The organism is Mesorhizobium sophorae (genome assembly GCF_002270415.1).
Lineage (GTDB): Bacteria > Pseudomonadota > Alphaproteobacteria > Rhizobiales > Rhizobiaceae > Mesorhizobium > Mesorhizobium sophorae.
This window is the reverse complement of sequence record NZ_NNRI01000021.1, coordinates 391,178-411,706: the sequence shown is the minus strand read 5'-3', so window position 1 is coordinate 411,706 and position 20,529 is coordinate 391,178. Positions and strand designations below refer to the sequence as shown.

Here is a 20,529-nt window from a genome sequence, read left to right as displayed (position 1 = left end):
CCGCCGTTGAGGCCGCGAAACGCATGGTTTTACGCCTCTTGTCCGCACAACCTTTTTCGGTGGCACGCCGATTGCTTGGGACAGGGTGAAGCATCGGTCACGACCATATCGGTCTCGCAGTCTCCAGCCGAGGGGGGTCTACATGAAACTTGCTGGAACGATCCAACTCAATGCGATAGACGCTGCATTGTTGAGTGCGGTCCCGCCGGCGTCGGATGGTCTGGTGGCGCGTCATGAGGTGCTGCGCACCGCCCTCGGGGTCGAGGACGACGAGCCGTTTCAGCGGGTCGGGCTGGCGAACGTCACTCTTCCGCTTAAGCGAGACGATCTGTCTACAGCAGCGGATGTGGAGGCGACGCTCGCGGAGCTAATGAGCCACGAAGCGCACGCGGCGTTCGAGCTGGAAGCCGGGCGGCTGATCCGTGGACGGCTGGTGCGCCTGGCGAGGGTCGATCATGTGCTGCTAATCACAATGCACCAAATGGTCTGGGACGACCGGTCGCGGAAGATCTTCACACGCGAGCTCAGCGAGCTCTACACCGCGGCCCGGGAGGGCCGCGCAGATCGGCTGACGCCGTTGCCGATTCAGTATGCGGACGACGCGGCTTGCCAGCACCGTTGGCTGGTTGGCAAGATGTTGGAGCGTTACTCGGAATACTGGTTCCGGATGCTGGCGAGCGCGCCAACGGTGCTGAAACTGCCGACCGACCGGCCGCGTCCGGCGCAGCAGGACTTCAGCGGCAATTTCGTCGAGTTCGTGTTGCACCAGCCGCTGACCGCGCAGCTCAAGGCGCTAAGCCGATGTAATGGGACGACGCTGTTCGTGACACTGCTGGCCGGCTGGGCGCTCGTGCTGGCGCGGTTGTCGGGTCAGGACGAACCGGTCATCGGCACGCCGACTGCCAACCGAAGGCGCTCCGAGAGCGCGGGGCTGATCGGGCACTTCGTCAACACCCTGGCGCTACGGATCGATCTGTCGGACAATCCGACACTGGAGACATTGCTGGAGCGGGTGAATGCCGCCGCACTTGGGGCACAGACGTACCCGAAGCTGCCATTTGAGAAGGTGGTGGAACGCGCCAATCCGCTCTGCAAGCTGGCACATACCCCTATCTTCCAAGTTATAGTTGCGTGGCAAAACAATGTTGCGGCGCCGGCAGAGCTACCTGGGCTGAACCTTGAGTACGTCGGCATTGGCGAACGTGTTGCGCAACGTGATCTTGTGCGTGAGCTTGCTGAGGTCGGCGAGGCGGTTCAAGGAAGGCTGATCTATGCGACGTCGCTATTTGAGCGAAGTACGGTGGAGCGGTTGTGAGCTATCTACAGAAGACGCCGAGCCAGATGGCGGCTCACCTCGGGCAGCGCGCTTGGTCGACGCCACTTCTGTTGGCTGAGGAACGCCACCGTCTTCGCTGCATTCACGAGCCGATTGGGGCGCAGGCAGAGCGGGATCCGGAGGGGATCGCGGCCGTCTGCGAGGGCCAGAGCCCGCGCCTGAACTAAAGGCGACCTCGGCGGCGCCTCGGGGTTCTCGCCTCAATCATCGCCCATGAAAACGGACTAGTGGCCATGAAATTCATTGAGGGTACGCGCGTGGTTGCCGAGAGTGAGCTTCAAACAAACAGCATTACGCGCTATCATGCCACAAAATTTTACCATGATCAGATCAAAAACAGTGGTTACTACGACCAGCTTAAGTATATTGTGGAGCCATCATTCGGGGAATTCGAGAGTCCAGGCAATCTGGATACGAGCGGTGAGCACGACAACACTGTCGTGCTTGGACTTCAGCACAAGTACGCCCAGACAGGATTGTTGCTGGCAACGGACTCCTGCGTTTCATATTGCCGTTTTTGCTTTCGCAAACGCTTTGTTGGCAGGGCCTCCGATGAAATTGCACTTGATTTCGGCCAGATTGCGCGATATATTGTCAACCATCCTGAGATCTCAAACGTGTTGCTGTCGGGAGGCGACCCCTTCGTGCTCAGCACCGCCAAGCTCGACAAAATTCTTGACTATCTGCTGCCGATTCCACATTTGGCGTCAATTCGATTCGGCACAAAAGCACTCGCCTTTGAGCCTAAGCGGTTCGAAGATCCCGCTCTACCGGCCCTTTTCCAACGGGTCCATGAGGCGGGCAAAGCCGCAGTTATCGTCACACATTTCGACCACATTGGCGAAATCTCGGGAGATGCGGAGCGCAACATTCTCTCCTTGCGTACACAGGGCGTGCAGTTTTTCAACCAGTCCGTGCTTCTCGCGAAAGTCAACGATGACCCCGAGATCTTGGCTGCAACCTTCGCCAAGTGTCACCAAATGGGTGTCCGCCCCTATTATCTCTTTCAGGCCAGGCCGGTGAAAGGCGCATCGCATTTTCAGGTTTCACTGCGCCGCGGACTAGAGATTGCGCATGGCATTAACCAACGTCTCAGCGGCATCCAAAAGACATTCAAATACATCATGTCCCATTATACAGGAAAGATCGAAATCCTTGACCTCGGAGCTGATGGCCGCGTGTATATGCGATATCATCAAAATAAGGTTCCAGAAAAGATTGGAAGAATTTTTTCCCGGCCGCACCTCGAGGGCGCCTGCTGGTTGGACGATCTACCCGAAGGATGAGGCAGAAAAGCGCGCAATGCAGATTGCCGGCACAGAGGGATTGAAGCACAAAGCTCCCCTCGCTTCTATACGGCAGCACCACAAGGGGGTGGTGAGGGCTTCTCGCTCGGCACCGCTTCTCGCTCGGCACCGCTTCTCGCTCGGCACCGGAGCCAAGCTGCACAACTTGCGTGCCGGCGGGAATGCGATTAACGCGGCTGTGACTGCGGCTCGGACTCTTTGCGTGTGCGGGGTTAGTGCATCGGGGCTCGGCCGTATCGCAGATAATCGAGCGCAGCGCGTCTATGGACATTCCCGTCCGCCCGCAGTCGCTTCGCTCGACACAACCAAAGCCGTGAGCAGCGGCGCGTGCGTCGCGCCCTCAGGATTCCACCGACTTCCGCGACGCTGGCCGCGCGCTCAGGAAATACGGCATGCTCAGCCGCAAAAGCGCTATGGCGCGATGGCGCCTGCTATCCGCGTTTGCGGAAGAAAGCTATCCATTGCACCATCGCCATACCGACGGTGGCGTCGCCTTAACTTGGGTTGGGCACGGGATGCCCCGATGTGGCCTCTTCACGCGGCTGTCGACAAAGCGATTTGCCTCCAGACCGCCATAGCGGCGGCTCGAATGTCGCGGTGATCGGCGGCTATCAGATGTTTCCGGTGAAGATTGAAGAGGTTGGCGATCGGGCCATGGATGGAAACGAAGCGCTGGCATTGTCGTGCCGACTTGAACCGGATCATACCTCGTTCTCGCCGCCGAACTGCCAGATGAGAATTCTCCGCTCGGTTATTCAGCCCCTTATGCGATCGATGCTCGACACCTGGCATGATTTCCCTTTGGCCGCATCGTAGGATCTGAGCTTGTCGGGGATCATGACGCGCGGCGTGATGCCTTGCCCTTTTGACCTGCCACTGAACTGTCATCCAGCTGCGATTAGAGCCTCGACCGTTTTTGATCCGATACCATTCTTTGGACCGCCGGAAGGTGGAGTTTTCCGGCTGTTTCACGATGGCGGGCCGACGGCGCCATCGGGATTGATCAACGAGATCGGAACCTTGTGCCCGATTGCGCCATGTGGGCGCACCTCGTTGTACAACTCGGCGACGGAACACCCACGGGACCGGCCCGGAGCGCGAGTTTCTCTATCCATGGCATCCTTGGGCGGGTCGCCAGGTCCATATTCATGAAGTGATCGACAAGAACGAAGCAGAGGTTTTCCGCTGCAGTCTTTCTGGCCGGGTATCGGATCGCTGGCTGGAGGTTCCTGGGTGGATGTTCGATCGGAGTCTCAGCGCGAGCTGGCGCATAACGACTGCTCCGCACGTCTACCTTGCCGCGCTGGGCACCCTGGCGAAACTGCTCCACGACACGGGCGCCCCATCGCAATCGCCGGAGATGGGCGCAGCATTGGGCTGTCACGCGAATCGGGGAGATGTCCATGCCGCGCCAGCCCACGACATACCAGTTCGATCTGTTCTCGAAGCCGAACGACGCCGACACGGTGCAGACGCCGCAATGGCAGGCGCTGCCGGCCGAGGCGCGCCGATCAGTGACGAAGCTGATGGTCAGCCTGATCCTCGGGCACGTCGACGGCGAGGGTGCCGCAAAACGGGAGGGCGCGGATCATGATGCATGAGAAGATTGGGCCGCATCATCTGGAGCGCAAAGCGATCCTGTATGTGCGGCAGTCGTCAGCCCATCAGGTCCTGCACAATCGTGAGAGCAGCATGCTTCAATATGCGATGCGCGACCGCCTGACGGCCCTTGGCTGGTCTCGCGTAGAGACGATCGATGACGATCTCGGCCGTTCCGCCGCCGGCGGCGTCGTACGCGCCGGCTTCGATCGGATGGTCGCTGAGGTCTGTCTCGGCAAGGTCGGGGCGGTTGCGGCACGGGAGGTGTCGCGGTTTGCCCGCAACAGCCGCGACTGGCAGCAGCTTATCGAGATGTGTCGTGTCGTCGATACCGTGCTGATCGACCAGGAGACGGTCTATGCGCCGCGTCAGGGCAATGATCGGCTGCTGCTGGGATTGAAGGGCAGTCTCAACGAGTATGAACTCGATCTTCTGCGCCAGCGTTCGCTGTCGGCCCGCTACGAGAAGGCCCGCCGCGGCGAACTCGTCGTCGCAGCCCCTGTCGGCTTCGTGAAGGTCGGCGATCGGCTTGAGAAGGAACCTGATCGGCGTGTGCAGGAATCCATTACCCTGGTGTTCGACAAGGTTGCTGAGCTCGGCAGCGCCCGTCAGGCCTTGATGTGGTTCCTCGAACATGGGCTGGATTTGCCCGCCAAGCGCAACAATGGCGAAGTGGTCTGGCGCAGGCCGAGCTATGCGACCATCCACCGGATGATCGAGAACCCGATCTACGGCGGCGCCTACGCCTATGGTAAGACTCGTGTCGCGCCGGGATTTGGGCGATCCGCCGTTCGAGCAGGTATCCGACGCAGGACGCGCGAGGAATGGCTGGCGCTGATCCCGGACAGCCATGAGGGCTATGTCAGTTGGGAAAGGGCAGAGGCGATCCGCAAGATGGTGAGCGACAACGTGCCCACGAGCCGGCATCACGGGGCGCCCAAGCATGGCGACGCTCTGCTCGCCGGGCTTGTCCGCTGCCGGCGCTGCGGCCGCAAGCTCACGGTGCGGTACACGGGCATCAAGCACAACATTCCGCGCTATTCCTGCTGGCGGGGTCTGCTCGACAATGGCGAGCCGCGATGCATCGCTTTTGGCGGACTGCGCGTCGATGATGCGATTGAGGAAGCGCTCCTGCGAGTCGTGGAGCCGGGAGCGATTGCTGCCGCTGCCGAAGCTGAGGCGCAAGCTGCCAATCGTCGTGACCAGGTCCGGGACGCCCTCAGTCGGGATCTTGAGGCTGCCCGCTACGCTGCCGACCGGGCCTTCCGGCAATACGACGCGGCCGATCCCGAGAACCGGCTGGTCGCGGCGGAACTGGAAGCGCGTTGGAACCAGGCACTCATCCGTGTCGGTGAGATCGAGAGCAAGATCGCCGCGCATGATGCCGCGACGCCGAGGCCATCACCTGTGTTGGCAACGGGCATCACGGCGCTGGCCACAGACCTTCAGGCTGTCTGGTCGGCGCCAACGACGGACGCCAGGCTCAAGAAGCGCATCGTGCGCACCGTCATTCAGGAGGTGGTCGCCGATATCGACGATAAAGCCTCCGAGATCGTGCTGCTGATCCACTGGATTGGCGGCGCCCATACCGAGCTGCGCCTGCCGAAGCGCCGGCGTGGACAGCGCAACAGCACCTCTGGTGATATCATCGCAGCCATCCGGCAACTGGTGCTGATCGCCAGCGATGATCTGATCGCCGGCATTCTCAACCGCAACGGCCTGGTGACCGGGCATGGCAATCGCTGGACACGGGAGCGGGTCACCGCACACAGATCGCATCACAAGATCCCGGTCTTCCGGCCGGCACCGGATGGGGCCGAGCCATGGCTCAACCTGAACAAGGCGGCGCGCCTCCTCGGCGTTGCACCGAAGACCCTCAGACTCGCCGCCGAAGCAGGCGAGATCGAAGGCATTCATCCTCTACCGGATGGGCCGTGGATCTTCAGCCGATCAGAACTCGGAAAGCCGCGAGCCCAGCAGATTGTTCATCGTGCGCGACAGAACCCGAAGTACCCCGCGGGATCGCACCCCGATCAGCAAAACCTATTCCCTTCAACGACATAGACAGATGGGTGTTATGAAACAGGATTCTAGTATCTGCGCCAATCCTCCAACTTTTCGGCCGCGTCGATCGCGCTTGCTAACAAGATGGCCCGGACAATTTGGGCCATGCTGACAAAGCAGGAGGATTACCGGGTTCCGGCAGCAGCCACAGTAGCTTGATCAACAGGCTGCGCAAGGCTGACGCCGGCAACGGGGAGACAAGAAGGCGACGTCCCGAATGGGCAAAATGATCGAACAGATCTGGATCAGGAAAACCAGTGCAGTCTCTTGAGCATCTGAGCTCGTTTGAAAGATTTGGACCTGATCCGCAGATCACCATACCGGCCAGCGGCTTCTGAAAGCGCCGCATTTAAAGGCCTGACAGAAGACCGCACTCGATCACCACCCATAGGATCAGAAACTTCTTGCATCACAGGCGGCAACCACAGAAGAAATTACCGGTCTCGCCATGCGCGCCGACAAAACCGACCAGAGCTTCGCCGCCATCATTCATCTCGCCGCCACCGTCATCAACTCGCGATGACTCTCAACAAGCCTTAATTTAAAACGCTCGGCAGCCGTTGCAACAAAACTCGAAATAAAATTAGCAGACACTTAACACCGAAAAATCGTTGACGACGGTAGCCTTGGGGCTAGGTCTGAGGTCACGCGCGGCTGAATAGATGCCGCCAATCCTTCAGACCGCCGCACGGCGCGCGCAGAAGGGAGCACAGCAAATGGCAAGAGCGCTAATCCTAGTTGGGGGCACGGTAATGGGCTCTGGCCTGCTCTACGTCCAGGCTGCTCAGCGTCTTGGCCTCCAGCCAATTACCCTTTCGGACGATCCAAGTCGCTATGACAATTTTGGAGCGAAAGACGTTGAGACAATCCGTGTTGATACAGACGATCTGGATGCGCTGATCCCCGAATGTTCTCGGCTCCGAGAGGCCTATGAAATCGCTGGCATTACGGCTGCGCGGGACTCAGTGTATGCGACAGTTGGCAAGCTCTGCCGTCATTTCGATCTTCCGGGACCGGACCCGGACGCTCTTGAACAATGCTGCGATAAGTACACTCAGCGTCAACTTCTCGCGGCCTCAGGCGTTCCGATACCTGCTTATCGCTTGGCGGCCAATGCAGCGGACGTAGAGAATTCGGCCGCAGAGATCGGGCTGCCGGTGATAGTTAAGCCTGCGGTGGGCAGCGGCAGCGTCGGTGTCCGATTGTGCCGCACTGCCGACGAGCTAGCCGAACATACGAACTATCTTTTGGGTGCTAAGCACATATGGCGGTCTGCGCCGAGGATACTGGTTGAAGAATTCGCAGAAGGCCCGGCTTATGGAGCTAACATAATGGGCAAAGAGGTCGTTGCGGTTGGCATCGGTGACTTCGGCCCTCCACCACATTTCGTCTATCGTGGGTCGACTTTCCCGGCAGCACTGATTGATGACGAGTATGAGCGTATCGTCGATATTTCGCTGAGCTGTTTGCGCGCCCTCGGCCTTGGCTGGGGGCCAACGGGCATTGAATTTCGGTGGACCAAGCGTGGCCCTGTTGTTATTGAGGTCAATCCGCGCCTTCATGGCTCACCAACCCCCCAAATGGTTCAGTTGGCGCACGGTGTTGATCTTATCACCGCGCATATCCAGCTTGTCATCGGCGAAGAATCGGATTTGCGCAAAAGGCATGCGCAGACAGCGGTCGCGCGATTCCTGGTTGCTGATCGCGATGGGTTGCTCGATTGGATCGGTGGGGACAGCGAGGCGGCTGCTGTATCAGGTGTCGCCGAGGTCAAATTTTACGTTCAACCCAAAACGCCGATTGTCAGAAAAGGCGATTATCGAGACTGTTTGGGACATGTCGTCGCGGCTTCATCCAGTCTTCCTCGCGCCGAGGCGATACTTCAGCGTGCCGTCGACTTGATCGGTTGGTCGATCATACCATTGAGAGGCGATAGTTGAAAGTGACTGGCAAGTATGATTCCAGGCTTATCTGACGATGCTGAGATCAATAGGGAGTTGGCCGCGGCCGTGCACGGGCGCCTGCGCACTTCATCAGCCTAAAGAAGGTCCAAGACCGGCCGCCGAGACATTTTCGTCGAGCGCATCCGCCTGATGCTTTCTCAATCCAAATCCGGATTAGAAGGCGGTTCTGGCGTGCTCCCCGCTTTGTCCGCGTCCTGTTCGGTTCACATTGTAATTCCCTTTGTGGACTGGGGTGAGCCCGTCGAGGCCGCAAGCTGTTTTTCTGGCCGCGACTGGGAGGGGCCCATCTGATCGCGGATACGGTACCGGCCGCCACGCCTATTGTGTGCGGCTAACGCGAAGGAGGAATCCACAGGGTAAGCCGCCGGTTCGACCTCGACAACGTGGGATGCGTTCCTGGCTCCAAGGCCTGGGAGGCTGCGTTTCGGCGCATCCCGCTTATTGCTAAGGGTTAGTACATCTGGCCTGCTGCCGGTTTTTCGGACACGAGGTTAAGCTAGCATGGCTTGTTCCTCGAACTCCACGGGGCTCAGATAGCCCAGTGTCGAGTGCCTCCGCCGAGGGTTGTAGAAGCGCCCAATGTAGTCGAACACATCTGCCCTGGCTGCATCTCTCGTCCTGTAGACCTTGCGGGCTGAGGCGCTGGAACTGCTCGCTCGTGTATTGGGCGGATTCAATCGGTCGTCGCAACACCTGTACAAAGGAGGTTGCGATGGGCATTCAAAAGCGACGATCACACCTTTCTGGACGAGCACCGTTGCCGTCACCGGGGCGGCCGCCATTAGCGGGGCGGTCTGAGCTCCACCGGTTCTGGTTGGGGGTCGCGCAGGGAATGACCCGCGAGGATGCTGCATTGGCGGCTGGTATGTCGCAGCCTGTCGGAACCAGATTGTTCCGACAGGCGGGCGGCATGGCACCAGTGATGTTCAGATCTTCAACCAAGCCGCCATCAGAGCGGTACCTCTCATTTGCCGAACGCGAGGAGATCGCACTTCTGCGCGTTCAGGGCCTTTCGAGACGCGAGATCGGACGCCGACTTGGCCGATCCGCGTCGACCATCTCCCGTGAACTGCGACGTAACGCGGCGACGCGGAGCGGCAACCTGGACTACCGTGCCAGCACCGCGCAGTGGCATGCCGATCGGGCGGCCAAGCGACCGAGGCGGGGCAAGCTCGTTAACAACCCGGTGCTGCGCGACTACGTCCAGGAGCGGCTCGTCGGCAAGATCAGCACAGCTGACGGTGTCGGCTTCAGCGGTCCGGATGTGCTATGGAAGGGACGCCGCGCCATTCATCGCCAAAGCCGGCGCTGGGCGACCTCCTGGAGCCCGGAGCAGATCGCGAACCGGCTTCGGCTCGACTTCCCCGAGGACCTGACCATGCGCATCAGTCACGAGGCGATCTATCAGGCACTCTATATCCAGGGGCGTGGAGCCCTGCGACGGGAACTCACCGCCTGTCTGCGATCAGGCCGGGCGCTGCGGATGCCACGAGAGCGGGCCCGACGTCGTGGCAAGGCCTTCCTAGACGAGGCGATCATGATCAGCGAGCGGCCGCCGGAGATCAGCGACCGCGCCGTGCCGGGGCACTGGGAGGGCGATCTAATCCTCGGCCTCGGCAGTTCCGCGATCGGCACGCTTGTCGAACGTACGACGCGCTTCACTCTGTTGCTGTACCTGCCGCGAATGAAAGGCCATGGACAGGGTAAGACCATAAGGAACGGCCCGGCCTTGGCAGGCCACGGAGCAGAAGCGGTGCGGGACGCCATCACACGATCGATTACCAGTCTTCCCGACTATCTGCGCCAGTCGCTCACATGGGATCAGGGCGCGGAAATGGCCCAGCATGCCCGGCTAAAGATCGAAACGGGCCTGCAGATCTATTTCTGTAATCCTCAAAGCCCTTGGCAGCGCGGCACGAATGAGAACACGAACGGCTTGCTGGGACAGTACTTCCCTAAGGGCACCGATCTCAGCCAGCACGGTGCCGACGAACTCGATGCGGTCGCGCATGCGCTCAACACCAGACCCCGCAAGACGCTCGGATGGAAAACTCCCGCAGAAGCGCTCGACCAAGTCCTGGCAAATGGTAAGATCGAGACTGTTGCGACGACCGATTGAATCCGCCTTGCGATCCCTGGTCGGAATGATGCAGCAGGCTGTCGGGCTTGCCCCGGCGCCAGATCGCCATGATGAGCGCATCGGTGACGAGTTGGGCTGTCATCTCGGCCTTCATCGCCCAGCTGACGACCCGCCGGGAGAAGAGGTCGACCACGGCTGCAACGTAGAGCCAACCTTCTGCGGTCCAGATGTAGGTGAAGTCGGCGATCCATTTCTGGTTCGGTGCCGATGCCTCGAAGGCGCGGTCAAGGAGGTTGTCCGACACAGCGGCTCGCTCGCCCACATCCTTCGGCAGTCCGCGGCATCGAGGCCGGGCCCGCAAACCGTTCTCCCGCATGAGCCGCTCGATGCGATGCAGACCGCAGGAAAGCCCCTCGGCCAGCACGTCATGCCATACGCGACGAGAACCATAGGTGCGGTCGCTGCTCTTGAAGCTGCGGTCGATCCTGGAAACGAGGATCTCGTCGTGCCGGGAGCGAGCGCTGGGGCTGCGGTTGAGCCAGGCATGGAAGCCTGAGCGGGACACATCCAGCGCGCTGCACAGCCATGCCACCGGCCAGATATTCCGGTGCCTCGCGATGAAAGCGAACCTCATGTCACTTCCCTCGCGAAGTAGGCTGCGGCCTTCCTAAGAAACAGCAACCTCGATGTCGCAGGGAACGGTCTGCAAAACGAAGCCCAGCGATTTTGCGCGCCGCTTCAGATTGGCGAGGACACGGCTGCGATATTGTTCCTCATAGTGGTCGGCACCCGGATCCCTGTAGGTCATGCCGTGGCTGAGGGTGTTGTAGAACAGGACCGCAATTTTGCGGGCGGTCGCCGTCACGGCCTTCGCCTTGCCTGCACGAGAGGACAGCCGACGATAGAATGCTCCGAGCGCCGTATCGCTCCGCCCGATAGTTGTGGCCGCCAACCGCAATAGCGCTGCTGCCCGGCTTGACGATCTCCGCGTGCGCGAAGAGAGCACCTTGCCGCCGGAGATTTTGTTACCCGGCGCGAGACACAGCCAGGAGGTGAAGTGCTTGGCGCTCGGCCATGCCCTCAGATCCGTGCCGCACTCGCCGATGAGCTTCAACGCAAGTGACGGACCCAACCCATGGATCTCGGTCAGATCGACACCGAGGACGCGATATAGCGCGGCCCTAACATCGAACGACGGTGTGTTGACCTGCTTGGTCTTCACCCGTGGCCTTAACAGCTTGCCGATCGGCTTTGCCCCTTTGTCACTCAGCGCCGCTATCAAGGATTCCAGCTTCCGGTCGCAGTCGAGCATCTTGGCCTGGTAGGTGTCGTAGAGCTCCAGCGACTGGGTCAGGGCGAAGACATGTTCGTCCCGGTCGTTGCCCACCAGTGCAGCGCGGATCGTCTCGATAGAGGAATGGCAGCGCACATCGCGGTAGGTCGCCAATACATCGGGATTGGGCTCGCCCGCCACAATCGCCCGGATGATCCGCATACCGGTCGCGCCGGTGATGTCGGAGACAACGTGGTGAAGTTGCAGATTCATCTCCATCAGGGCCTTCTGCATGTGCTGGATATGGGCGGCTGCGTATTCCACTAGCCGCTCCCGCTGACGCAGATAGGCGCGCAGAGTTGCGATCTCGGCATCAGGACGGAAACTCCCGCGTAACAATCCGTAGGAATGAAGCTGGCGGAGCCACGCGGCATCGCTGACATCTGTTTTGCGCCCAGGCACATTCTTGGCGTAACGCGCATTGACCAGAATGACCTCGAACCCGTGCTGCTCAAGAATCTCATCGGCCGGGATCCAATAGACCCCGGTGGGTTCCATCGCGACACTGGTCACGCCGCACGCTTTGAACCAGTCCGCCAGATCATGCAGGTCTTGCGTGAATGTGCCAAACGCTCGCACTGGCGTATCAGTGCAGCCCGGGTCGACCGCTGCCATGTGCATTTTTGATCCGATGTCGATGCCAGCGGCACCAACATTGACCGGCTTCAATTCCGGGCGGTCACCGGTCTTCCTTTTGGGCATAGCAAATCCTCCATACGATTGTCGGCAGGAGGGTCTGGGCTATGCTAAATCTTCATCTTCCTAATCGGGATCACCGCAGGAACGGCGTCACCAATCTCAAGTTCGCATGCACCCATGGACCACGTTTTTTAACGGGGACTGTGCCTCCAATAAGCTGACGGCCGCTACCCTCCGAGGTCCGAGAATAGCATGGGCTGTTTCTACCGCGCACAGGCGGGCCATGGCCCGTGACAGTTTTTTAGGATGTCGCGCTCCGCCTTCAGCTTCGCCACTTCCTTGCGCGCCGGTCAATCTCCTGCTGCTCCGGCTTCATCTGCCCATGACCGGGAAACGCATGCTGCGGATCGGTCGACAGCTCGCGCACCCATTTGCGCAGCACATTCTCGTGGAGATCGAGGTCGCGGGCAGCCTGGGCCACCGCAACGCCCCGATCCTTGATCAATCTCACCGCCTCAAGCTTGAACTCGCGGCTGAACTTCCTTCTTTGCATTCCAACTCTCCAGTTCCGTTAAACACCTTATCTCGGTGTCCACGAAACCGGCAGCAGGCCAATCAAGAGTACGCATACGCTAAAGGCCGCGTACTGACGCGTACCTAAGGCTTGTTGAGATTCAGGATTGAACGAACCCGCTGACGCGGGATTGGCGTGTGCATTGGCTGGAATGGCCTCCTGATGGGAAGGTTTGGTTGCTGAGACCAACCCCTGACCAGGAGACCATCCCATGGCTGAAGCCACGGCAGCGGTAAGCCCGCTGCGCCGTCGTATGATCGACGACATGAGCTTGCGCAACCTGTCGCCCGCGACGCAACGATCCTATCTGCATGCGGTGGCGAAGTTCAGCCGTTATTTCGGCCGGTCGCCGGATCGGTTGGGGCTGGAGGACGTCCGTGCGTTCCAGGTTTATCTGGTGTCGCAGGGCATTTCCTGGCCGGCGCTGAACCAGACGGTCTGTGCGTTGCGTTTCTTCTACGGCGTGACGCTGGACCGGGCGGAGATCCCGGAGCGCATCGTCTATGCGCGCACGCCGCGCAAGTTGCCGGCGATCCTGAGCGCCGACGAGGTGGTGCGCTTTCTGGAAGCAGTGCCATCGTTGAAGGCGCGCACTGCACTGACCACCGCCTATGCCGCGGGGTTGCGCGCCTCGGAGGCGGTGAGCCTCAAGGTGGCGGACATCGACAGCGACCGGATGGTGATCCAGGTCCGCCACGGCAAGGGCGCCAAGGATCGCACGGTCATGCTGTCGCCGCAGCTGCTCGGGATCTTGCGGACCTACTGGCGACTGGCACGCCCGCAGGACTGGCTGTTCCCCGGACGAGGCGACAAGCCGATCGACGTGCAGGTCCTTCATGCGGCCTGCCGCTCCGCGACCAAGGCGGCAGGTTTGGTCAAGCGGGTGAGCGTGCATACTCTGCGCCACAGTTTTGCGACTCACCTGCTTGAGAGCGGTACGGATATCCGGATTATCCAGGTGCTGCTGGGGCACAACAACCTCTCGACGACGGCGCGCTACACCCATGTGGCAACAAGCACGATCGCCAGGACGCAGAGCCCGCTCGACCGCCTGACGCTGGAGGTGGTGCCGCCCGCCTGAGCCCGGCGATGCGCTCCGAGCTGGAGGTGGCGGATATCTTCCGTCGCCATGATCATGCCTATCGTCTTGCCCATGACGGCCATCTCGGCCGCGTCGAGCACCGCGTCATGTCCGCGATCGAGCTCTGCCGGACTGCGGCGCTTGGCGGCCATGTCGAGGCCTGTGAGGACTGCGCACATGCCCGCGTCTGCTATAACTCCTGCCGCAACCGGCATTGTCCCAAGTGTCAGAGCGCGACGCGCGAACGGTGGCTCGCCGACCGTCAGGCCGATCTGCTGCCGGTGTCTTACTTCCACGTCGTGTTCACGGTGCCGGCCGAAGTCGCCGAGATCGCCTTTCACAATAAGGCAGTCGTCTATGCCATCCTGTTCGAGGCCGTCGCCGCAACGCTCAAGACCATCGCCGCCGATCCGCGGCACCTCGGCGGGGAGATCGGGTTCCTGGCCATTCTTCACACATGGGGCCAGGCGCTCACCCATCATCCGCACATCCATTGCCTCGTCCCCGGCGGCGCTCTCTCTTCCGATGGGCGCTGGCTCAGCTGCCGGCCACGCTTCTTCCTGCCCATCCATGTCCTCTCCCGCCTATTCCGGCGGCTGTTCCTCGAGCGGCTCCAGGCGGCCTATGCGGCTGGGCGACTGCGCTTCTCCGGCACGCTCGACGGGCTCGGTCAGGCCCATGCCTTCACGGCCGCGATCCGGCAGCTTCGTCGCAAGAACTGGATCGTCTATGCCAAGCCGCCGTTCGGCTCGCCCGAGCAGGTCCTCGCCTATCTCGGCCGCTATACCCACCGGGTCGCCATCGCCAACAGTCGCCTGGTCAGCGCCGACGAGACCAGCGTAACCTTCCGCTGGCGCGATTATCGTCACGGCAACGCGCCCAGGCTGATGTCGCTCGATCCGCACGAGTTCATCCGTCGCTTCCTGCTGCACTGCCTGCCCGACGGCTTCCACCGCATCCGCCACTATGGCTTCCTCGCCAATGGATGCCGCCGGACCCGACTCACCATCATCCGGCAACTCCTGGTGGCGATGAAGCTCGCTGCGACCGCCGCAGCCGGCGAGACCACCAGGCCGCTCCCGCGCTTTGACCCAACCGTCTGTCCCTGCTGTGGCGGCATTCTGCGCATCACCGCCACGCTGCCGCGATGGCGCACTGGGCCATCACGACCGCAGCCGGATACCTCATGACGACAGGATGTCGCCCCAGCATCGATCGTGGCAGCGTCGCGGCATCAGCGTCGACGGACGCAATGACCCCCCATATCGTCATCTTCCCGACCAGCCCGAAGAGCACAAGCATTACCCCGAAGCACGCCCAAAGATGCCAACGGGCGCGTCGATCGCCTCGGTCAACGTCGGCGTCTCGGCCTCGTCTTCACCGACATGGCAGCGTTGCATCACACCAAGCCGCACACCTAGAGCAGGCTTCGCGATACTAATACCATAGCGCGTGGCCGCGTCAGCGGGTTCGCTCAATCCGGCTTCAATGTAGTCGCGACCCGTGCGTGCCCGCCCAATCGCGCCCGCGACTACACAGAACCCTTGTATGGGGATTTGTTTGTCAAGCCATCGCGACTGCCCATTTCGTTATTTCTTCCGTTTCAACCCGTTGATTGAGGCGGCCTGTTGTAGGGCCGCATAGTTGAGATGATCCGAGGGGAACCCGCCTCGCGCGCAACACATGCGCCGCGACCTTGTATTCGGTTGGATCCATACTGGATCCGGACCATGAAGCAGTCATTCGCTTCGGCGGCAAGGCTCCGAGGCGGCGGGCCCATTCTCCAGACGGCCATCGGAGCCAGGTTTCTGTTCGGGTCACCACCACCTCGGATCATCGACGGCCTGTCAGCAAAATCCGACCGGACGCCGAGTTGCTTGTTCGGTTTTCTCGCAGTCCTGTTCACGCTGGCTGCCGAAGCATGACCCCATCCGGTATCTCACCCACCGTGCTCAGACGCCACAAGGCTATGAGCAACTTGCGGGCGAGCGCTACGATCATCTTCGTTTTGCGTGCGGCGGTCAGCGCGGCGCCAAGATCGTTATTTCACAGCACTCACGTCGGACTTTTCCTCTGCCGCTCGACAAGGAACTCTACAAATGGCGCCACCTGATCGAGAATTTCTTCTGCAAACTCAAGGAATTCAAGCGTATCGCCATGCGAGCTGACAAAACCGACCAGAGCTTCGCAGCCTTCATCAATCTTGCTGCTGCCGTCATAAACTCACGATGAATCTCAACAAGCCTTAGTGGCGATAGTGTCCGCTTAGATTAAGTGGACGCTTGGCGAATGAAGTATCTGGCTATGGAACAGCCATCGACGGTGGAAGCGAGCACGTCCGCGGCTCTGCCGCTGCCGCCGGGTGCGGGCCAACAGCGGACGCGCCGCTCCTGGACGGTTGAGCAGAAGCTGGCGATCGTGCTTGAGGTGCAGGAGTCCGGTGATCCGGTGTCGGTTGTGGCGCGGCGTCACGACATGAACGCGAACCACTTGTTCATCTGGATAAAGCAAGGCCAGCAAGGGCGATTGGGCCAGTCCAAACCGCTGCCTGAGACCCCACCGGTCGCGTTCATTGACATGGGTGTTGTCGGTCCCAGCCTGCACGACGTAGAGCCGGAAGAGCCGGCTCCTGCGCGATCGCATTCTGAAGTACCAGCTACGACCAGCCAAGCGGTGTCTGCCGGTGGCCGGATGGAAATCGTCGGGGTCAACGGCCGGCGTGTGATCATTGACCGCACTGTCGACGTAAGTGTCCTGCTGCGGATCTTGCAGGGCCTGGAAATGCTGCGATGATCCCGACACAAGGCGTGCGTGTGTGGCTTGCCACAGGCTACACCGACATGAGATGTGGCTTTCCCTCGCTGGCGCTACGGGTACAGGAGGTCCTCAAACATAATCCCCTTGGGGGCAACATGTTTTGCTTCAGGGGGAAGCGTGGAAATTTGCTGAAGGTCATCTGGCATGATGGCGAAGGATCATGCCTGTTCACAAACTAACTGGCTTCATACTACAGCCCTTTCCTTGAGATCGGAGCATTTTGAGGAGTTGAGTCGGCGGATGGCTTCTGCCCGATGGGCGAGCTGGTTCCATCGGCTGCACTGCTTGGCTGGGACGTGCGGTCCTGGCAGCTCATAGAGGCCGATATAGCCGTTGTAGGCATGTCTTTTCACGATGTCGTATTTCGCCCATCTGACCAGGGTACATTCGGTGATCCCGAGTTTTGCGCAGGCTTCTGCTTTTGTCAGCATTCCCCGCTCGCGCAGCCGGTCGTAGCGCGAGCGCAGACCATATTGCTTGACAAGATAGATGACGCGCAAGTCGGTGAACTGGGCGTCAGCCTTGCCGCGCCGCGCTGAGCCGCCGGGACGGATTCCCCTTGCATTCAGGATGTCAGCGATTTCAGCGCAGATATGATCGTCGAGAAGCTTGTCGACCAATTCGACCACCTCGGGCCGGGTCCTTACCTGCTGTGCGGAGGATTTCGGGTTCTGAGTGGTCAATGTTTCGGTCCTTCCGCCTCTGAAGCGGATGTGGATCCGGGTCTCTCCCTCGGCCTGGAACTTGAGCAATGTGACGTCTTCGACAAGATAGGCAAGGAGTCGCTTGCGTTCTCGGTTCGGCAAGGTGGGGTCGCACCAGACCGTTTTGAAGTCGGCCGTCATGGCGATCAATCGATCACGGATTGCATCGTCGAGTGTCGCTCGGTCTTCGCGTAGAGCGCGCGCTCTTTCTTCTCGTAGATCAGCCAGCATGCGCAGTTTGTCGTTCCATTCGCGTTCAAGGGTGTCGGCAACCAGGCGGTTGTTCGGATCGACCAGCATAAACCGCCGCTGTGCAAGATCGGCATCGATTTGGGCGCGTTCGACGGCGCGGAGCCGGAGTTTGTCCGCTTCGTCATAGCGCGCTTCGATCTCTTTTCGGATCTCCAGAGCTAATTCCACGGCGGCGGGCGTCATTTCCGCGGCGATCAGTTCACCGATCGCCGCGTCGACGGGCCAGCCTGCGATCGACTGGCAGTGAGGCTCACCCCGAGAGACGTAGGCGCGGCTGCAGACGTACCAAGTGTCCACCTGACCGCGCCGGGTGACGTAACGGGCCCTCATGTGGCAGCCACACCGCCCGCATATGACGCGCCCCTGCAACAAAGCCGCGCCTTCGCGCGGTGGCGAGACCCGCGCGGTCTGGTAGCCTTGGCCATTGGCCTCGAGCGCCTTCAGGTTGTGCTGGAACTGCTCCCAACTGATATAGCCGGGATGGGCGTCCGGGATGCATGCGAGCCATTCATTGGGCTCACGTTTACGGACCTGTTTCTTTCCGTCGACGGTCCTGCGGTAAAGACGCTGGCCATAGGCATAGACGCCCGCGAAGCGAGGATTGTGCAGCGTGCGTAAGGCTGTCGATGTGGTCAGGGGTTGGAAGACCACCCGCTTGCTGTTGCGGAACCGGGATGGGAAGAGCAGACCTTCGCTGGCAAACGCCTTGACGGTCTGCGTAGCCGACCCGACCCGCGAGAACGTCTCGAAGAAGTGGGTGATCATCTCCCGGATCTGAGCGTCTGGATCGAGGACCACATCGCCAACCTCATTATAGATGAAGCCGGTCGGAAGGGGGCAACGATATTCACCGCGGCGTGCTTTGTTGAGAATGCCACCACGCAACCGGGCTTTGATAACGTGCAACTCGGCCTCGCTCATCGTGCCCTTGAGGCCCAGCAGAAGCCGGTCATTGAAGTTGGCCGGGTCGTACACGCCATCTTCGTCGAGGATGAGTGTGTCGGCCAAAGCGCAGATCTCCAGCAGCCGATGCCAGTCCGCATTGTTTCTGGCGAGGCGGGATACTTCCAGCCCCATGACGATCCCCGCGCGCCCCATGCCGACATCGGACACCAAGTGCTGGAAGCCTTCGCGCCACGCCGCTGAAGCGCCGGATTCGCCCTGGTCGCTGTCGATGACGGTGATCTGGTCGTCGCGCCATCCAAGCCCGATCGCGCGACCACGAAGATCGTATTGACGCTTGGTGCTTTCGACGTTCTCCATGACCTGTCGCATCGATGACTGTCGGATGTAGAGGTAGGCGCCACGCTCGAGATGATGCGATTGGACCTTGAGCTTTTCGTTCATGCTGTTCTCCGTTCAGGGGCCGCCATCACGATGGTGGCGAGCAAGTGGATGATTGTGCGTCGCTCGGACGTTTCGTCTGCGATCGGCAGCCTGGCGACTGGCGGCAAAGCCGCGGGTGGGGACCAGCCCGGCATACGCAAGATCGCGCTAACCCAGGCCCACATGCCGCGATGCAGAAGGATGGTAAGACCGCTGCGTGCCTCCAGAGGGAGCGCGGCGCCAAGCGCGGCGGCGCGCAGTATTTCGTATCGCTCCGTGGCGCGGGACTGCATCGCGCAATGCAATTGCGCACCGCCACTGATGGTTACACCGTTTTTTTTTCGCCGAGCGCACGCTCGATTGTTCTGGGGTGGACATCGAGTCCGAACTCTGTCCGGAGCCGGTTCGTCAGTTCGCGTGCCCGAATGGGCTCGCCCGGAACCACCTGGGCCCTGAGGAAGGCCAGCACTTCGCTCTGGATCTTGTGCGGGCCGTGCGGGCCGCGCTTCCTCGGTACTAGGCCGGCCAGACCCGCGTCCTCGAAGTCGGCTTTGGCCTGGTAGAAGGTCGGCCGGGAGACGCCATATTCGTCGGACACCTCCGTTACCGACATTTTGTCGACCGATACGCGCCGCAGCATCTCGTACTTCACCTGCACGATGTCGCGCGGATCGAAGAAGCCGTCCTCCCGGAACTTCTGATCGCCGATTTTTTCCGGGGCTGGATTGAGCGTGCCATCCTCGGCCAAAGCGCTGCCTTTCGATTGCCTGTGTTTGACGCTGTCCGACACCTGCGCCGCCCCCGATGCCGACTCAATTGACGTAATTATAAATATGTCGCGTATGGCTAAACCGTCAAGCGGATATCTGTCAACAAATCGAGTATAATCTCTGCTAATACGGCACATTCAGCGAAGTTCCCATGGGTTTTGCGGCGTTATTTTCCTTGCAACATCGGCAAAATTTCCCTTACAATCTTGCGGCGTTGCGCATCTCCCTTGCGATATGAGGCGCTCTACGAGACCGCTGAGTTCCAGTAGGTCGGTGAGGCTGCACAGTGCGCGCCCGTTTCCCGCGATAACCTCAAGGCTGGGGCCTGCTGCATCGGTCCATTGCGGCGGAACAGTGCAAATCCGGCCATCGTCAAAGCGCAGCAGCAATAGCTTGCCCCCTCGGTTACCGCGCTTCCCAACGCAGGCACCTCGCTGCCCGGAATACGGATGAAAGGGGTGAGTCACTGTCACAAACTGCGACGGGGACGATGAACCGCCTGCATTTCCAAGTGAGTTACAAAAGGCTCGAGCGCGGCCGCTTCATCTGGCCGACAGTTGAGGGCGGAGTTGTGACAGTATCTCCTGCACAGCTGAGTTATCTCCTGTCTGGGATAGACTGGCGAAATCCTCAGGAAACGTGGCGTCCAACTCGGGTTGGGTAGCATTTTTGAATTGAAAATA

General features: G+C 60.5%; 15 protein-coding genes and 5 pseudogenes. 12 read left to right on the top strand and 8 right to left on the bottom strand.

The features are described 5' to 3' along the window. The first annotated feature begins 142 nt into the window (after positions 1-142). Positions 143-1,315, top strand: coding sequence for a condensation domain-containing protein (locus tag CGZ66_RS30215; RefSeq protein WP_095090410.1), 1,173 nt, complete (start codon positions 143-145; stop codon positions 1,313-1,315). A gap of 254 nt (positions 1,316-1,569) precedes the next feature. After that, positions 1,570-2,622 (top strand): KamA family radical SAM protein, encoded by a 1,053-nt coding sequence (locus CGZ66_RS30205; protein WP_206073808.1) that lies wholly within the window; start codon positions 1,570-1,572, stop codon positions 2,620-2,622. Positions 2,623-3,177: 555 nt separating this feature from the next. Here CGZ66_RS30205 and CGZ66_RS30200 read toward each other — a convergent pair. Further along, positions 3,178-3,509 (bottom strand): annotated as a pseudogene (locus CGZ66_RS30200) (DDE-type integrase/transposase/recombinase); the annotation flags it as partial. Positions 3,510-4,046: 537 nt separating this feature from the next. On the opposite strand from CGZ66_RS30200, the gene CGZ66_RS30195 reads away from it, so the two are divergent. The 3 genes from CGZ66_RS30195 to CGZ66_RS30185 all read left to right on the top strand — a co-directional run bounded on the left by CGZ66_RS30195 (position 4,047) and on the right by CGZ66_RS30185 (position 8,246). Then, positions 4,047-4,244 carry a hypothetical protein gene (locus tag CGZ66_RS30195; RefSeq protein WP_095090542.1) on the top strand — a complete coding sequence of 66 codons (198 nt, stop codon included), beginning with the start codon at positions 4,047-4,049 and terminating at the stop codon, positions 4,242-4,244. After that, positions 4,234-6,306 carry a recombinase family protein gene (locus tag CGZ66_RS30190; protein WP_095090407.1) on the top strand — a complete coding sequence of 691 codons (2,073 nt, stop codon included), beginning with the start codon at positions 4,234-4,236 and terminating at the stop codon, positions 6,304-6,306. The genes CGZ66_RS30195 and CGZ66_RS30190 overlap by 11 nt, the downstream gene beginning before the upstream one ends. 752 nt (positions 6,307-7,058) lie before the next feature. Next, positions 7,059-8,246, top strand: coding sequence for an ATP-grasp domain-containing protein (locus tag CGZ66_RS30185; RefSeq protein ID WP_342586886.1), 1,188 nt, complete (start codon positions 7,059-7,061; stop codon positions 8,244-8,246). 515 nt (positions 8,247-8,761) lie between these two features. Here the strand turns inward: CGZ66_RS30185 and CGZ66_RS30180 are convergent. Beyond that, positions 8,762-8,905, bottom strand: a pseudogene (locus tag CGZ66_RS30180) (IS3 family transposase); the annotation flags it as partial. 77 nt (positions 8,906-8,982) lie between these two features. Here CGZ66_RS30180 and CGZ66_RS30175 point away from each other — a divergent pair. Beyond that, complete coding sequence (locus CGZ66_RS30175) at positions 8,983-10,389, top strand: IS30 family transposase (RefSeq protein WP_167392302.1); 1,407 nt, start codon at positions 8,983-8,985, stop codon at positions 10,387-10,389. 7 nt (positions 10,390-10,396) lie between these two features. On the opposite strand, the pseudogene CGZ66_RS30170 reads toward CGZ66_RS30175, so the two are convergent. From CGZ66_RS30170 to CGZ66_RS30160, 3 genes and pseudogenes are all read right to left on the bottom strand, one after another. Then, a pseudogene (locus CGZ66_RS30170) lies at positions 10,397-11,017 on the bottom strand (IS3 family transposase); the annotation flags it as partial. Then, positions 11,018-12,385, bottom strand: coding sequence for an IS110 family RNA-guided transposase (locus tag CGZ66_RS30165; RefSeq protein WP_095090405.1), 1,368 nt, complete (start codon positions 12,383-12,385; stop codon positions 11,018-11,020). Between the two features lie 236 nt (positions 12,386-12,621). Beyond that, positions 12,622-12,875: pseudogene (locus CGZ66_RS30160) on the bottom strand (transposase); the annotation flags it as partial. 232 nt (positions 12,876-13,107) lie between these two features. Between CGZ66_RS30160 and CGZ66_RS30155 the strand changes: the two are divergent. From CGZ66_RS30155 to tnpB (CGZ66_RS41860), 5 genes and pseudogenes are all read left to right on the top strand, one after another. Further along, positions 13,108-13,977: a tyrosine-type recombinase/integrase gene (locus tag CGZ66_RS30155; protein ID WP_095090404.1), complete on the top strand. Its 870-nt coding sequence runs from the start codon at positions 13,108-13,110 to the stop codon at positions 13,975-13,977. A gap of 8 nt (positions 13,978-13,985) precedes the next feature. After that, positions 13,986-15,167, top strand: coding sequence for an IS91 family transposase (locus tag CGZ66_RS30150; protein ID WP_095090403.1), 1,182 nt, complete (start codon positions 13,986-13,988; stop codon positions 15,165-15,167). Positions 15,168-15,999: 832 nt separating this feature from the next. After that, positions 16,000-16,209, top strand: a pseudogene (locus tag CGZ66_RS30140) (transposase); the annotation flags it as partial. 57 nt (positions 16,210-16,266) lie between these two features. Beyond that, a complete protein-coding gene (tnpA, locus tag CGZ66_RS30135; RefSeq protein WP_245331300.1) occupies positions 16,267-16,770 on the top strand; it encodes an IS66-like element accessory protein TnpA in 504 nt (167 codons plus the stop codon). Beyond that, positions 16,767-16,973, top strand: a complete 207-nt coding sequence (gene tnpB, locus CGZ66_RS41860; RefSeq protein ID WP_095090401.1) for an IS66 family insertion sequence element accessory protein TnpB — start codon at positions 16,767-16,769, stop codon at positions 16,971-16,973. The genes tnpA and tnpB (CGZ66_RS41860) overlap by 4 nt, the downstream gene beginning before the upstream one ends. Before the next feature lie 6 nt (positions 16,974-16,979). On the opposite strand, the gene CGZ66_RS30125 is transcribed toward tnpB (CGZ66_RS41860), so the two are convergent. The 3 genes from CGZ66_RS30125 to CGZ66_RS41855 form a co-directional block, all read right to left on the bottom strand. Then, entirely contained in the window at positions 16,980-19,097 is a 2,118-nt protein-coding gene (locus CGZ66_RS30125; RefSeq protein WP_095090385.1) for a recombinase family protein, read from the bottom strand. Between the two features lie 304 nt (positions 19,098-19,401). Beyond that, positions 19,402-19,824 (bottom strand): helix-turn-helix domain-containing protein, encoded by a 423-nt coding sequence (locus CGZ66_RS30115; RefSeq protein ID WP_245331263.1) that lies wholly within the window; start codon positions 19,822-19,824, stop codon positions 19,402-19,404. A gap of 159 nt (positions 19,825-19,983) precedes the next feature. Continuing rightward, entirely contained in the window at positions 19,984-20,313 is a 330-nt protein-coding gene (locus tag CGZ66_RS41855; protein WP_167392284.1) for a DUF5372 family protein, read from the bottom strand. A 23-nt stretch (positions 20,314-20,336) separates the two neighbouring features. On the opposite strand from CGZ66_RS41855, the gene tnpB (CGZ66_RS30110) reads away from it, so the two are divergent. Then, positions 20,337-20,510, top strand: a complete 174-nt coding sequence (tnpB, locus tag CGZ66_RS30110; RefSeq protein WP_095090400.1) for an IS66 family insertion sequence element accessory protein TnpB — start codon at positions 20,337-20,339, stop codon at positions 20,508-20,510. Positions 20,511-20,529 lie beyond the last annotated feature (19 nt).

Coding starts and splice junctions, on each gene's coding strand:
- CGZ66_RS30215 (WP_095090410.1), top strand. CDS start 143: ATGAAACTTGCTGGAACGATCCAACTCAATGCGATAGACGCTGCATTG.
- CGZ66_RS30205 (WP_206073808.1), top strand. CDS start 1,570: ATGAAATTCATTGAGGGTACGCGCGTGGTTGCCGAGAGTGAGCTTCAA.
- CGZ66_RS30195 (WP_095090542.1), top strand. CDS start 4,047: ATGCCGCGCCAGCCCACGACATACCAGTTCGATCTGTTCTCGAAGCCG.
- CGZ66_RS30190 (WP_095090407.1), top strand. CDS start 4,234: ATGATGCATGAGAAGATTGGGCCGCATCATCTGGAGCGCAAAGCGATC.
- CGZ66_RS30185 (WP_342586886.1), top strand. CDS start 7,059: ATGGGCTCTGGCCTGCTCTACGTCCAGGCTGCTCAGCGTCTTGGCCTC.
- CGZ66_RS30175 (WP_167392302.1), top strand. CDS start 8,983: ATGGGCATTCAAAAGCGACGATCACACCTTTCTGGACGAGCACCGTTG.
- CGZ66_RS30165 (WP_095090405.1), bottom strand. CDS start 12,385: ATGCCCAAAAGGAAGACCGGTGACCGCCCGGAATTGAAGCCGGTCAAT.
- CGZ66_RS30155 (WP_095090404.1), top strand. CDS start 13,108: ATGGCTGAAGCCACGGCAGCGGTAAGCCCGCTGCGCCGTCGTATGATC.
- CGZ66_RS30150 (WP_095090403.1), top strand. CDS start 13,986: ATGCGCTCCGAGCTGGAGGTGGCGGATATCTTCCGTCGCCATGATCAT.
- tnpA (WP_245331300.1), top strand. CDS start 16,267: ATGAAGTATCTGGCTATGGAACAGCCATCGACGGTGGAAGCGAGCACG.
- tnpB (WP_095090401.1), top strand. CDS start 16,767: ATGATCCCGACACAAGGCGTGCGTGTGTGGCTTGCCACAGGCTACACC.
- CGZ66_RS30125 (WP_095090385.1), bottom strand. CDS start 19,097: ATGAACGAAAAGCTCAAGGTCCAATCGCATCATCTCGAGCGTGGCGCC.
- tnpB (WP_095090400.1), top strand. CDS start 20,337: ATGAACCGCCTGCATTTCCAAGTGAGTTACAAAAGGCTCGAGCGCGGC.